We start from the raw sequence: 14,807 nt of genomic DNA, 5'->3' as shown, positions 1-14,807 counted from the left end.
CTTACATATATATCCGCAGAAAAATTTCTGCGGATTTTTTTATTCCTTCATCAAGTCTTTGATTAACCTCTCTCTTCGATTAAAGAAAATATTTGGTTGTCAATTGTAGTTTCATAGCATCATCAATAGAAATTATAAGGATATCAGGTGACTTTATTAGAGAAAAGCATTTTGTAAATCTCTTGTAAAACAAATCCAAAACACTGAAAACATTACACTTATAATTTTACGATGAGAATACATTTCATTTACAAGTACTTCAGAAGCTTCATGACTAATTTTACTTCATCAAAAAAATAATGTTATGAAAAAGTTCATATTACTCATTACTATATCAAGCGCTTTTATTGCGTGCAGCCAAAAAGGTGAGGTTTCCAAATCTAAAATTGAGGAAACTGTAAATAGTATAGACAGTGCTGCCACTGTTGCTTCAGAAGCTGTTGATAATGTCAGCAAAACGGCTAATCAGGCTCTTGATTCAGCAAGCATAAGAATAAAAGATATTGAAGGTGCTAAAAACGATATTCAGGAAAAGATAGAAAATACTTCCAAAATGGTAGATTCATTATCTGATAAGATTGCTTCTACAAAGCTGGAATCAAAAGTTGAGAAAAAAGATTCTATAGTTAAGAAATCCGAAAAAGTAGCAACAAATGCACCAGCTCCAAAAGTGATTAAAGAAACCAAAATCATTTACAAAGAAAAACCCAATAACGACAGTTATGAACTGAATGTACCTAAAGACAAAATGGTGAAATCAGGATATCTTGTAGTAAAAGCAGATAATGTGGAAACCGTAAAAGAAATCATTAGAGAGGAAGCTATCAAAAACAATGGATATATTAAAAGTGAAAATCAGTCTTATATTGAATCTGCCAATCAACGTGATGAAAATCAAAAGATCTACAGTCTGAATATCAAAGTTCCTATTCAGCATTTTGATGGATTAATGGAAGCTTTAAACAGCAATATTGGAGATATTGAAACCAGGGATATTCAGGTTACAGGACGTAATTATGCAGACAATACCATTTGTAGTATTGATGTTAATATCACTGATAAAACTGAAGCAGAAAAGGAGCCTAAAACATTTGGCGGAAAATCATTAGCAGCCATTGAATCCGGCTGGGATGTGATTACTTCAATCTTTCTTTTTCTTCTTCCGTTGTGGCCAGTATTTCTGATGGGTGGTATTGGATATTATTTTTATAAAAAGAAGCAAAAAAACATTCCTAATAAAGATTCTCACTAGAATTTCGAAATCCATCCTTGTGATGGATTTTTTGTTTATGGGATCGGAAGATGTTTATTTTAAACCACAGATTTTCTTGAGTGAGATTGCTTCGCTTCGCTCGCAATGACAGGATGGTAATGGTTTGGGCTTAATAATTAGGTTTTGGCTAAAGCCAATGGAATTTTGTTTATTTATTAGGTGGGCTAAAGCCCACCCCTATTGATATTGATATTGATATTGATATGCAAATGGATAATTAATATTCAACAACAATACGGTTTTAACTGTTTCTTTAATTTTAAAAAAAAGCATGAAGAGATCCTTACAGGATGACAAAATGAGTGGAGATACAAAAGTTATGATGCAAAAAATCATCTATTGATACAGTTACACAAGTATTGAGCCTTAGCAGCAATATCATTCATCATTCATCATTCATTACTCATAAAATAGCCCCGATAGTAACGGTTACCCCACAGCATGGGTTGGCCCTCAGAGAGGCAGCGTGGCGCGAGGAGTATGAGTGGATAGCGGGAAAAAGCTCCTGAAAAGAAAAAGGCCTCCAAAACGGAAGCCTTTTACATTATTTCATGTTCACTACTTTGTCTACGACAAACTTTGTGTTTCCTCTCCATGGAAGAGCACCATTGTATTCTTTGTAATGGAGATCAAAGGTTTTACCACTGTTGGTTTCCAGTTGTTTGAAAACTTCAGGGTCGTCTACGGAGAACTCAAACTCATAGCTTGTAATGCCTCCTGCTTTACCTTTTCCGAAACCTTCCTGAATCAGTTTACCTTCATAAGTTTTGAAGACATAGCCTTTTTTCATGGCATAATTCAGATATCCGGATTTTACGCCTTCTCCAAAAACGAAGAAGAACTTATACCATACAAATACTCCTAGCAATAGCAGTACGACACCGAGGGTGATCCACAAAGATTTTTTCATAGAGAGTGTGTTTTGTTAATTTTTTATTTTGCGATACTTCTTGAGATCACGATTTTCTGAATTTCAGAAGTTCCTTCGTAGATCTGAGTGATTTTTGCATCTCTCATTAATCTTTCTACGTGGTATTCTTTCACATATCCGTATCCACCATGAATTTGTACTGCTTCAATAGTAGTATCCATTGCTACCTGAGAAGAGTATAATTTTGCCATAGCTCCACTTTCAGAGATATCCTTTCCTGCATCTTTCTCACAAGCTGCTTTGAAACATAGCATTCTTGCTGCCGTGATCTGAGTAGCCATATCAGCTAATTTGAATGCGATAGCCTGGTGGTTGATGATCTCAGTTTTGAAAGCTTTTCTTGTTTTAGCATACTTAAGGGCCAATTCATAAGCTCCTGAAGCGATACCTAATGCCTGAGAAGCAATACCAATTCTACCTCCGTTCAATACAGCCATTGCAAAATTGAAACCAAATCCGTCTGCACCAATTCTGTTTTCTTTCGGAACTTTTACGTTGTTGAAGATCAAAGAGTGTGTATCACTTCCTCTGATTCCCAGTTTATCTTCTTTTACTCCTACTTCAAAACCTTCCCATCCTCTTTCTACGATAAAGGCATTGATTCCTTTATGCTTTTTCTCAGGATCTGTTTGTGCAATTACAATGTAGTACGTTGCAGTTCCACCGTTGGTAATCCAGTTTTTAATCCCGTTTAAAAGATAGTAATCCCCTTTGTCTTCAGCAGTTGTTTTCTGAGATGTTGCATCAGAACCAGCTTCCGGCTCAGATAAAGCAAATGCTCCGATAACCTGTCCGCTTGCAAGAGGTGTAAGATATTTTACTTTTTGTTCTTCAGAAGCAAATTTTTCTAGACCAGCACAAACCAATGAATTGTTTACAGACATCACAACAGCTGCAGAAGCATCTACTTTTGCAATTTCTTCCATTGCCAGCACGTAAGAAACGCTGTCCATACCTGCACCACCGTATTTAGGATCCACCATCATTCCTAAAAGGCCCATTTCTCCCATTTTCTTCACCTGCTCAACAGGGAATTTCTGGTCGCGGTCTCTTTCAATAACTCCAGGTAATAGTTCGTTTTGTGCAAAGTCTCTTGCCGCCTGCTGAATCATCAGCTGTTCTTCCGATAAATTAAAGTCCATAAAAAAAATAATTAGATAGCCGTAAATTTACACTTTTTAAGCAAATCTGAAAAAATAAATTAAAAGTAGGGAAAAGACTGATGGAAAGGGAGATGGAAGAGATTATGGATGCAAGGTTCTGGATTCGGGATTTTGTGATATTGATGAGTTATAAAATAGATGTCAGGTTACTCATAACACCTATTAATGATGAAAAGATCTTTCTGCTATCGTAAGATTTTGACAATCCGCTTTTATGGCTTCCAAAGCACTTTTGCACAGAATTTGTTATGGTAAACATTCAACTTATTTCCAATTATCAGATTCAGATGTACACAATTAAAAAAAATGCTTATATTTAGATTTCTTTATAAATTATTTAAAAAATCATGACGATCAAGAGATTATTCGATATTCCGCACTACGCTTCAGCAAAATATCCTAAAACGGATATGTTTGTAACAAAGTATAATGGTGAATGGAAAAAAACTTCTACACAGGAGTTTATTAATGAGGGAAATAAGATATCCAGAGGATTACTGAAGCTAGGTATAAAACCGGGTGATAAGATCGCTTTGATAACTACCAATTCCCGTACAGAATGGGCAATCATGGATTTTGGGCTCTCCCAGATTGGTGTTGTTTCGGTACCGGTTTATCCAAGTATTTCACCAGAGGATTATGAATTTATCTTCAACAATGCTGAAATACAATATTGCTTTGTTTCTGACAAAGAACTTCTTAATAAGGTAATGAAGGTAAAGCACAACATCCCAACCTTACAGGGAATCTTTACTTTTGATAAAATAAGCGGCGCTGCCAACTGGAGTGAAATTCTGGATCTTGGTGAGGATGAATCTACTCAAATTGAGGTGGAAGATCTTTCCAACGCCATTAATACGGAAGATTTAGCGACTATTATTTATACGTCTGGAACTACAGGAAGACCTAAAGGAGTAATGCTTACTCATAATAATATTGTTTCCAATGTATTAGGATCTATTCCAAGAATTCCTAAGAAAAAAAGTCTGGATTATAAGGAAACAAGAGCATTAAGCTTTCTTCCTATCTGCCATATTTTTGAAAGAATGCTTTTTTATCTTTACCAATACAACGGTTTTTCTCTTTACTTCGCTGAAAGTATCGAAAAAATGGGTGAAAACGTAAAAGAAGTAAAGCCTCATTATATGACCGTAGTCCCAAGACTGGTAGAAAAAGTATATGATAAAATCTACAATACCGGTTCTTCTGCCGGAGGTTTAAAATCGAAAATCTTCTTCTGGGCTTTAAATTTAATTACCAAAAAGAAATCTGTTTCCAGGCCATCAGGCATCCAGGAACTTATTGCTGATAAACTGGTATTCTCGAAATGGAGAGAAGGTTTAGGAGGTGAAATCGTTACATTAGTTTCCGGATCCGCAGCCTTATCTACAAGACTGAATTTAATGTTCCAGAATGCAGGAATTCCTATTTTAGAAGGATATGGATTAACAGAAACATCACCTGTAATTTCTGTAAATAGTTTTGAAAAAATGAGAGTAGGAACTGTGGGAGTTCCTTTGGATAACCTACAGGTAAAGATTCAGGAAGACGGTGAAATTACAGTAAAAGGACCTTCTGTCTTTAAAGGTTACTTCCAGAATGAAGAAATGACTAAAGAAGCATTTACCGAAGATGGATTCTTTAAAACAGGAGATATTGGCCACATTGATAATGATGGATTCTTACAGATTACTGATCGTAAGAAAGAAATGTTCAAAACATCCGGCGGAAAATATATTGCCCCTCAAACTATTGAAAACCTGGCTAAAGCCTCAAAATTCATTGAACAGATTATGGTGGTAGGTGATGGCGAAAAAATGCCATGTGCTTTGGTACAACCTGATTTTGAATTTGCAAAAAACTGGGCGATGAGAAACAATCTCAGTATTGGTTCTACTCCTGAAGAGATTGCAAAAAGTACAGAACTGAAACAGAGAATAGAAAAAGAAATTGATGGAATTAATGAACACCTTGGAAACTGGGAGAAAATTAAGAAAATTGAGCTAACTCCTGAGGTTTGGAGCATTGAATCCGGACTTCTTACTCCTACCCTGAAACTGAAGAGAAAGGCAGTAAAAGAGAAGTTTATGGCTCTGTACAATAAGATGTATGATCACCAAGTTTAAAAAAATACAACCGCTTCGTTTGAAGCGGTTTTTTTATGGTGTTTAATTAGGTTTTGGCTAAAGCCAATGGATTTTGTTATTTTTTTAAACGGGCTAAAGCCCGTTTCTATTGAATTTTTATTCTCTCACAGATCATGTAGATGGCGCAGATTTTTTTTTAATACAACCTTTGTCATTCCATAGAGTCTAGCATTATATTTTTTAATGTGCTATGGTGAGATTCCTACGGAATGACAAAAAGACTGATAAATGATTAGTGTTATTTGTGAAGGTATTGGTGTAATTCATGTTTAAACAAAAAAAGCTGTCTCAAAATGAAACAGCTTTTGTATTGTTGAAAATCAATAATTAGAATTTAATTACAGATTTCATTCTTTCGTTTTCTTCTATTACCAACTCATCGTCAACAAGGATTTTTCCAGAGTGCTCATCAATGATGATTTTCTTTCTCTGAGCAATTTCCATTTGTTTTTGTGGTGGAATAGTGAAGAAAGATCCTTTTGGAGCTCCTCTCTCTAATCCTACTACCGCAAGACCGTTGATAGAGTTTGTTCTGATTCTGTTGTAAGAAGCTAATAATCTCTCATCGATTTTACCTGCATATTCTTTAGATTGCTCAATAAGATATTCTTCTTCTTTTTGAGTTTCAGAAATAAGACCTTCTAATTCTTCTTTCTTGAATTTCAAGTGGTTTTTCAAATCGTTGATCTTACCATTCAACTCGCTTAAAGTTTCGTTTTTGTGAGCAATTTTAGCTCCGAATTCTTTAATTCTTTTTTCAGCAAGTTGAATTTCCAGATCCTGGAATTCCATTTCTTTTCCTAATGCTTCAAACTCTTTATTGTTTCTTACATTATCCTGCTGAGATTTGTATTTCTCAATTAAAGTTTTTGCATGGTTAATCACTTCATGCTTTGTTTTGATCTGATCGTCCTGATCTTTAATGTCTGCATGAAATTTTTCAGCTCTCTTTTCAAGACCTTCAATCTCGATTTCAAGATCTTCAACTTCAATTGGCAATTCTCCTCTAGTATTTCGGATTTCATCCAATCTTGAATCAATGATCTGTAAATCGTATAAAGCTCTTAATTTTTCTTCAACTGAAATATCGTTGGTTTTTGCCATATTTAAATGAAATAATTTACTGGGTTTGTTTTTTCAATAGATTTTGAAATTGCAAATGTACTAAATTTTTGTGATAAAATTTCAAATAATTGTTGAGTGACAAATTGTTCTGATTCATAATGTCCTATATCACAGATCAACATTTTAGACTCTGCTAAAAAATAGTCGTGATATTTAAGATCTCCGGTAAGGTAAGCATCACATTTTCTGGAAACTGCAGCGCGTATTCCACTGGCTCCGGAACCTCCAAGCACTCCTACTCTTTTAATCTTTTTGTTATTAAAAGCAGAATGTTTAATGACTTCAAGACCAAATTTTTCTTTTACAAATCCTAAGAAATCCTTTTCATCCATTTCTTCTTCCAACTCACCATACATTCCTAAACCCACATGATGGTTTTTATTATCTAAACTGTATATCTGGTGGGCAACTTCTTCATATGGATGTGCCGCTTTCATAGCTCCCACGATTTGTCCCTGCTTAAATTCTTCAAAAATAACGGAAATCATATCTTCATCAGCATTCTCCCGAATGTTTTGCTGCCCGGAAAACGGCTTAGAACCTTCAATAGGTCTGAATGTTCCGTTTCCATTAATGGTAAAGCTACATTCATCATAAAACCCTATGCTTCCGGCTCCTGCTGAAAATAGGGCTTCTTTTACTTTTTCAGAATACTCTTTAGGAACAAAAACCGTTAGCTGTTTTAAATTATTTTCTTTGGGCTGAAGAATTTTCATATTCTTTAATCCCAACTGGCTGCAAATTCCATGATTTACCCCAAAGAAATCATTATCAAAAGCTGTATGAATGGCATAAATAGCAATTTTATTTTCAATCGCTTTTAAAACGGCTCTTTCTACATAATTTTTCCCTGTTAAAGACTTTAGTCCTGAGAAAATAATAGGATGAAAACATACGATCAGGTTACAGTTTTTCTCAATAGCCTCATCCACAACATTTTCTAATGCATCATGGCAAACTAAAATTCCGGATACATTACGATCGGGAACTCCGCATAGGAGACCTACGTTATCAAAGCCTTCTGCCTGTTGTAAAGGAATGCGTTTATCTATTTCTGAAATTACTTTTCTTATTGTCATTTTATTCTGTATGTTTGCTACGAAAATAACGATAATTTGTTAATTTTAAAAAACATTCAAAATGGAGAGAGAGCACAATCTTGTTCCTGAAGACAAGCTTTGGAAAAGGTACCTTTACCGAATAATTTATCGCTCCGATACGAGGCTCGGAAAATTGTTCGACATCATTTTACTCTCCTTAATTCTTGCGAGTACAGCCATTATTATGATGGAAAGTGTACCTCAGCTTGACAAAAAATTTCATTACACCTTCCTTATTCTTGAATGGATTATCTCTATTTTTTTTACGATAGAATATTCCATGCGAATTGCTGTGGTAAAAAACAAAAAGCATTATCTCTTCAGTTTTATGGGGATTATAGATTTTCTTGCTCTAGCCCCTTTCTTTCTTAGCTTTTTCTTTCCTATCACCAAATATTTTCTGATCTTCAGAATGTTGAGAATGCTGAGAGTTTTCAGGATTTTCAATTTACTGGATTTCATGAATGACGGTTATCTTATTGTAAGAGCTTTAAAAAACAGTTCAAGAAAAATTTATATATTTCTTCTTTTCCTGATTATCTTTTCAGTGATTGTAGGCTCCCTTATGTTTATGGTGGAAGGTGGCCGACAGGGATTTGAAACGATTCCACAGGCTATTTATTGGGCTGTAGTAACAGTAACTACCGTAGGATATGGAGATGTCTCTCCTATTACTCCTATGGGGAAGTTTTTCGCTGTTATCCTGATGCTTGCCGGTTATTCTATTATAGCTGTTCCTACAGGGATTGTAACGGCAGAGATGCGAAATAAAAGACAAAATCTGGAAAAGATATGTGACCGTTGCGGCAATGAGGATATTGATGATGATGCAAGGTACTGCAAACAATGTGGCAAGAAATTAGCTTAATATTTGGTATTAGTTTAATCTATTCACCAAATACCACAATGTCATGGAACCAACAAAGAAAAACAAGCCGAATAGTTTAGTAATTATTCTTTTTGCATTAATCGTGCTGATGATTATTATTTACTTTATTCTTGTAATGTTCTTCCCAACTGTTTTCGACCTAATGAATACGGGAGATATACAGCCAGTGCCGGACAAATAATAAGCAATAGATAATGAGTGATGAGTGACAGATCATTTAAAAATAAAAAGATGAGCGAAATATTCGCTCATCTTTTTATTTTTAAATTAACAAGTTAACGATAATTTAATTAAAACACTGAAAATCAATTAATTTAATCTCCCAATTCATTTATTTATTGTTTTACTCATTTACCTTAAAGTTCAAATAAAATATAAAGTCATTCTCTAGGCTAAAACATAGCTTTTTATAATTAAAACAACCATATCTAATCATATAAATCAAATATTAAGGATAAAAAAAGGCGGATCTAATGATCCGCCTTCCTGTATAAATAGATTAATTAATTATTTCTTAATAGCTTTCACTGTTTGTTTTGTTCCGTCTTTCATATTTAAAACCAATACATATAGACCCTGCTTCAAATCACCTAAATGAAGAACAGATGAAGGGCTTTCAATAGTTTTTACCAATCTGCCTGAAACATCCATAACAGAGACTGATTTCACCTGATCTGCTTTTGCAATGTTCAGTACATCAGCAAATGGGTTTGGATATATCCTAATTTCGTTTTTAGCTTTAGATACTTCTGAAGTTCCAAGAGTTGCTTTATTAATGGTAATCGTAAATGCTCCCTCGAAATCATCTGTGAAACCGCTATAATGCCCGACATTTACATAATATGTAGTTCCTACAACAGTTGGTACTGAGATTTCTTCTGTACCACCCTGACCATTATTATCAATAGTACTTTCACATACTAAATTATCACAAGTACCACTAAACACTCCAATCTGAGGATTAAAATTGCTTCCTGCAGGCATTGATACTTTAATATTATGAACAGTACCGTCTCCTGTGAATTTAAACCATGTTCCATCATTCATACTATTGGAGCAGATTGAAATAAATCCGCTATTATTAGTAGCTCCTCCTGCATCAGATTGTGTATATGCATAAGGAAATGTAGAAGCAACTAACGCTCCTGAGCAATCATCGTTTACTGGTGGTGGCGGAACTGTTCCTATACAAATATCAAAGCTTTGAGCCTCACCCGCTCCTCCATCGGCAAACACTCTTATATAATAAGTTTCCCCTACCGTAAGACCAGAAATGATTTTAACCTCATCATAATCTGAACACTCAACATTTGCCAGGTTGCTGCAATCACCATTTAAAACCTGAAACATCAGTGAATAGCTCTCCTCTGATCCAATAGAAACCATATTACTCAATGAAACTACATGAGACGCTGAAGTTGCAGTAAATTTATACCATACATCATCATCTGCTTCCCCATAACAAGGATCAACAGATACACCGGAATCAGTAGCTCCAAAAGTATGTCCGAATGTTTTAGTGCCACAATTCATATCAGAATTTACCGTTAATGCAATGGCTGTGGTACATTCATCATTCAAAGGAGCAGAGAGTGTTGTTGTGAATTTCGTTTCAGAACAGCCTAAAGACTCTCCTCCCGCTCCTACTGATATAATTTTCACATAATAAGTAGTATCTAAAGAAAGAGGGGATGAAGGAGTAAAACTCGTTGTAGCTACCGTTTGCTGATTTACGATATTAGAGCCACCAGGCGTAGTTCCTATAGATATTTTATAACTTGTAGCACCAGGCGACGGATACCAGCTCATAGCAGAAGATACGGGTACCATAACAGCATTATTTGCTGGTGACAGTAAAGAAGTACAGGCAGGTAATGTATTAACCGTTAAACCCATAAAACTAACAACAGATCTATAATCAAATATACTACCATACCCAGGGTCTGAAGGATCAATATCTGAAGAGCTGCTTATACTACCAATAGAGCTTGCAGATACATTATTAAGGTGATGTACATAAAACACTCCGCCATAATAATCATCATACTCAGGATTATTTTCATCAACTGCAATCACTAGATTCTGTGTATTATTATAAGGAAAAGGGGTTGTAAAAGTAAGTTCCACCATTCCATTTACATTACTAACTGTACCGGCATATACTTCTGTAAGATCCGAGGCAGGAACCCAATCAGTATCAGATGCAAATTCAGTTTTAGAGGTATGCCCCAGATAAACAACCCAGTCTGATGAGTTTGTTATATCTCCTGCAGGATCCAGATAAAATTTAAGACCTGTAATGTTTCCTGCAGCATTAGCATTGATCTCCTGTTTTGTAAATATTTGTTGGGAATAGGAATATTCCCAATAATTGTCAACCGGAACTTTTCCAACCAAAGTACTTCCTTCACCAAGGGTAATTTGAGCACTTAAAAACATACTTACCATCAGTAAGCACAAGAGTAAGATTTTCTTCATATAATTTTTTTTAAGGCGTTAATACATTTGCCAAATTAACAATAATTTTAATACAACATTAAAAAAATATTAAAAAAAAGAATCAACTATTGAGACACTGCTTTAAATTATTATATTAATTGGTTTTATTCATTAATTAAATCAGTTATTTATTCTGATTCTTCTTTAATATTTGCTATGACGAAATACATTCTTTTTTTCAAAGCTCTATCATCCCATAATATCCTATTACATTCGTCCATTAAGTTCAGAAGAATATACCTGGCTACAATGGTAGAATAAACAATATAAAAAAGCAGCAACTATTAAGTTACTGCTTTAAATTATTATATTAATTGGCTTTATCTCTTAATTGATTTAACCACTTGTTTTGATCCGTCTTTCATATGTAATACAACTAAATACATCCCTTGTTTCAGGTCTGCCAAATGAAGTTCAGAAGAAGGATTTTCGATAGTTTTCACCAATCTTCCGGAAGCATCAACAATAGATACTGATTTTACTTTAGAAGCGTCGGAAATATTCAACACATCTGTAAATGGATTCGGATAAGCTTTGATTTCATTTTTAGCTACTGTAGCCTCTGAAGTAGAAAGGTTTCCAAGCTGGTAAACAAAATCATCAATCAATAGACTATATGCTTCTGAGCCGGTATGTTTAAACACAAGTTTAGTAACTCCTGCAGGAACACCGGTGATATCTAATGAGTAATTATTTAACACAGAAGTACTTGTTGCTGTATATGTACCCAATACAACAAAGCTGGAAGTATTTGCAGGGTCTGCTAAATAACCAATCTGAACAGTTCCATTAACATAAGAATTAGCTCTTCCTTTGAAACTAATCATCGCATTGTTACTGTCTAAACCTACTAAATCTGGAGTAGATACCATCCCTGTACTTGACCCACTTGTATAAATATATAGAGCATTAGGACCACTTGCTATTGTTCCGGTATAGCCAATTACTTTTGCATAGCCCAGATTAGAACCGATGCTTGTCCAGCATGGAGGAAGGCCATCAACAGGTGTACTATCAAAATTTTGCGAATATGTCTGTACTGGAACACAGTTCGTAATAAATACGGTCACTGGAGTCCATACACTCTTATCAGTAGCTCCACATGCAGATCTAACCCATAGATAATAAGTAGTGCCCGGCAATAGATTAGATAAAGAAGCTGAAGTACTGGTACTGGTTCCTGAAACAGCGGTAGCAGCAGTAGGCGCTAGACTACTTGTAGAATAATAATATTCATATCCGCTTCCAGGCACAAGTGAAGGCGCAGTCCATGAGACATTAGCCCCGTTGGCAGTTATAGCAGAAACAGCAACCCCCGAAGGTTCAAAACAAGTAGGTGTAATATCTATATTAACATCATCAATATAGATTTGATTCATATCTGCCGCAGAATAAGCCTGGAATCCAAAATAATAAACCCCTGAAGCAGCTGGTGTAAAGTCTGTAAAGGTAGCTGTAGGAACCCCTAATGTAGTAATATTTGAATGATCCGCTATTGTATTCGCCATCCCCACAGCCGTTGCTGAAGATCCGTATGCAACTTTTACTTTCTCTGCATACACAACCCCTGATGAGTTGGCATATTTATACTTAATTCTATAGCTAACTCCTGCTGTAAGATTGAGTCCCTGTGTAAAAAACCATGTATTTGCTGCAGAAGTAGAACTATATGAATAATTGAGAACTTTACCTGTAAACCCTCCCGATGCAGAAGCTGTTTTCCATGTATTTCCAGAACCGCTATTAATTACCGATGTACAAATTGGCAGAGCCGGAGTTGTAACATTATCAAAATCTAGGGTATATGGTAAATTGGTAGAAGTACATATAGTCTGGAATGTTCTCACTGTACATGCGGTTGCCGGTCCTGTAGTAGTAGCAGTATATCCTGTTACAGAATAATAATAAGTAGAGCTATTACTCAAAGATGTTGCTAAGGTGTAAGAATTATTAGCTCCTCCTGTAATGTCAGTATCAAGAACATCATTACCTCCTGAAGTGGTTCCTATTTTTAATTTATAACCAGTAGCACCGTTAATTACACTCCAGGTTATCGTAGGAGTAGTACTTACACCACTTGCGTTTGATGCAGGTGCTGTAACCGTAGGGCAAAGCCCCAGTGTTGTAAAGTTTGCAGAGCTGGACCAGGCTCCTTTATCTGTTCCGTTACAGTTTGATCTTACCCAATAATAATACTGAGTTGAAGGAGTTAACCCTGATATATTTGCTGTAGTCACGCCTGCTCCCGCAGAACCCGAAGGTGAAGCAGTGATAGCCGGAGCAGTTGATGAGGTGGAATAATAATATTCATAACCACTACCTGGAGGCGCAGCAGGAGCTGTCCAGCTAATTGTTGAAGTATCAGGAGTTATTGCTGAAGAAGCAAGGCCTGTAATAGTACTTGAACACGTAAGGGCTGTTGTAAAAGACCCAGTTGTTGTATATCCATTCCCAGTCCCTGCCAAATTTGGAATATGAGAATACATTGCTTGTCCAGCACCATTTAATGCCTGTACCTGAACCTGATAGGATGTATTTGCTGCCAATCCTGTAAGTGTAGCAGTACCCGCAGAAACCGGATTTCCACTATAATTAGTCCAATCACAGCTTCCAGGAATTCTATACTGAACGTTGTAAGATGTTGCGCCAGATGGGGCTGTCCAGCTTAAAGTAGCTCCATTATTAGTCACTGCAGTGGTAGCGGCAAAAGTTCTTACCGGAAGTAGCGTTCCAGGGGTCCATGAATATTGCAGCCCTGCAGGAATTTTAATACTTGCATTCGTTCCACTGGAAAAAGTCATCGTGCTGTTATTAGCATTAGCCGTAACCGCTTTAGACCAGTCACACGTGCTTCCAGTTGGCACATTTCCAATCGTTAATGCACTTACATTAGTTGCGAAAGCATTACTATTTCCTCTAATCCCTACCTGTGGACTATTTGACGAACTCGTTCCCGGATCAGTACAGTCACCATATACAATCTTTATTTCACCGGTAGCATATACTAACCGGATCTGAAAATTCAGTCTTTCAGTAGATCTGTTACTATAATTGGCATGATCCTGCCACTGCACTACAAATTCAGTTCCTAAATCCTCATATCTGACTTCGTGATTTCCTGGCGGTAAAGGTTCTGATGCTGAAAACCCACCATCCTGTCCAAAAGCAGCAATTGCCCCTGTAGTTGATCCCACACTCGATAATGGAGTATAGTTTGATCCTGAAGGTGCAACTCCAAAGGTTATGTATCCGTTTGCACTCACATAACATGTCGTCATGGCAACACCTCCAAAATTAAAGGGTGAAGACAAAGAAATTGCTGCAGAAACCTCATTATCATAAGTAGAAGTAGTGCTGGCTGCTGTAGGAAATAATTTAGTACCGCCTGTAATTGGTACATAAGCCACTCCTGTGCTTTTCGAAAAAGCATAGCTGGCAATGTTGGTTTGTGCGTAGGCCCCCATACTCAGGAAAGCCAAACACGACAGTAAAATTCTCTTCATAAAATAGTAATAATAATAGTTAGGGCGGTAAAAGTAAAAAAATATTTATATAAATATCATAAAATATTAAAAAATAATAATTATTAAATTAAAAATACATTTTATTTTTGAATAAAATTAAACAATTATTTAATTTTAATGGTTATTTACTAATACATATACAATAACATAAAATAA

10 protein-coding genes are annotated in these 14,807 nt (G+C 35.7%); 4 read left to right on the top strand and 6 right to left on the bottom strand.

Annotation, left to right across the window (positions count from 1 at the left end; translation table 11 throughout):
• Positions 1–304: 304 nt before the first annotated feature.
• Positions 305–1,252 (top strand): DUF4349 domain-containing protein, encoded by a 948-nt coding sequence (locus BLS98_RS01630; RefSeq protein WP_089732949.1) that lies wholly within the window; start codon positions 305–307, stop codon positions 1,250–1,252.
• Between the two features lie 565 nt (positions 1,253–1,817).
• On the opposite strand, the gene BLS98_RS01625 is transcribed toward BLS98_RS01630, so the two are convergent.
• Both BLS98_RS01625 and BLS98_RS01620 read right to left on the bottom strand, forming a co-directional pair.
• Complete coding sequence (locus BLS98_RS01625; protein ID WP_089732947.1) at positions 1,818–2,183, bottom strand: hypothetical protein; 366 nt, start codon at positions 2,181–2,183, stop codon at positions 1,818–1,820.
• Positions 2,184–2,206: 23 nt separating this feature from the next.
• Positions 2,207–3,346 carry an acyl-CoA dehydrogenase gene (locus BLS98_RS01620; RefSeq protein WP_089732945.1) on the bottom strand — a complete coding sequence of 380 codons (1,140 nt, stop codon included), beginning with the start codon at positions 3,344–3,346 and terminating at the stop codon, positions 2,207–2,209.
• Between the two features lie 368 nt (positions 3,347–3,714).
• Here BLS98_RS01620 and BLS98_RS01615 point away from each other — a divergent pair, with 368 nt between their 5' ends.
• Complete coding sequence (locus BLS98_RS01615) at positions 3,715–5,493, top strand: AMP-dependent synthetase/ligase (RefSeq protein WP_089732943.1); 1,779 nt, start codon at positions 3,715–3,717, stop codon at positions 5,491–5,493.
• Positions 5,494–5,841: 348 nt separating this feature from the next.
• On the opposite strand, the gene BLS98_RS01610 is transcribed toward BLS98_RS01615, so the two are convergent.
• A complete protein-coding gene (locus tag BLS98_RS01610) occupies positions 5,842–6,618 on the bottom strand; it encodes a zinc ribbon domain-containing protein (protein ID WP_089732941.1) in 777 nt (258 codons plus the stop codon).
• Between the two features lie 2 nt (positions 6,619–6,620).
• Positions 6,621–7,718, bottom strand: a complete 1,098-nt coding sequence (locus tag BLS98_RS01605; protein ID WP_089732940.1) for a Nif3-like dinuclear metal center hexameric protein — start codon at positions 7,716–7,718, stop codon at positions 6,621–6,623.
• A 61-nt stretch (positions 7,719–7,779) separates the two neighbouring features.
• Here BLS98_RS01605 and BLS98_RS01600 point away from each other — a divergent pair, with 61 nt between their 5' ends.
• Together BLS98_RS01600 and BLS98_RS23160 are read left to right on the top strand one after the other, a co-directional pair.
• Positions 7,780–8,607 carry an ion transporter gene (locus tag BLS98_RS01600; RefSeq protein ID WP_089732937.1) on the top strand — a complete coding sequence of 276 codons (828 nt, stop codon included), beginning with the start codon at positions 7,780–7,782 and terminating at the stop codon, positions 8,605–8,607.
• Positions 8,608–8,650: 43 nt separating this feature from the next.
• Complete coding sequence (locus BLS98_RS23160; protein ID WP_167356154.1) at positions 8,651–8,809, top strand: hypothetical protein; 159 nt, start codon at positions 8,651–8,653, stop codon at positions 8,807–8,809.
• Between the two features lie 326 nt (positions 8,810–9,135).
• Here the strand turns inward: BLS98_RS23160 and BLS98_RS01595 are convergent, their stop codons facing one another.
• On the bottom strand, positions 9,136–11,106 hold the full coding sequence (locus BLS98_RS01595) for a T9SS type A sorting domain-containing protein (RefSeq protein ID WP_089732935.1): 1,971 nt from the start codon (positions 11,104–11,106) through the stop codon (positions 9,136–9,138).
• Between the two features lie 341 nt (positions 11,107–11,447).
• Complete coding sequence (locus tag BLS98_RS01590) at positions 11,448–14,630, bottom strand: fibronectin type III domain-containing protein (RefSeq protein WP_089732933.1); 3,183 nt, start codon at positions 14,628–14,630, stop codon at positions 11,448–11,450.
• Between the last annotated feature and the right edge of the window lie 177 nt (positions 14,631–14,807).

The sequence above is a fragment of the Chryseobacterium jejuense genome, assembly GCF_900100075.1.
Taxonomy (GTDB): domain Bacteria; phylum Bacteroidota; class Bacteroidia; order Flavobacteriales; family Weeksellaceae; genus Chryseobacterium; species Chryseobacterium jejuense.
The sequence above is the reverse complement of the archived record's forward strand: the minus strand, read 5'-3'. Positions and strand labels throughout refer to the sequence as shown.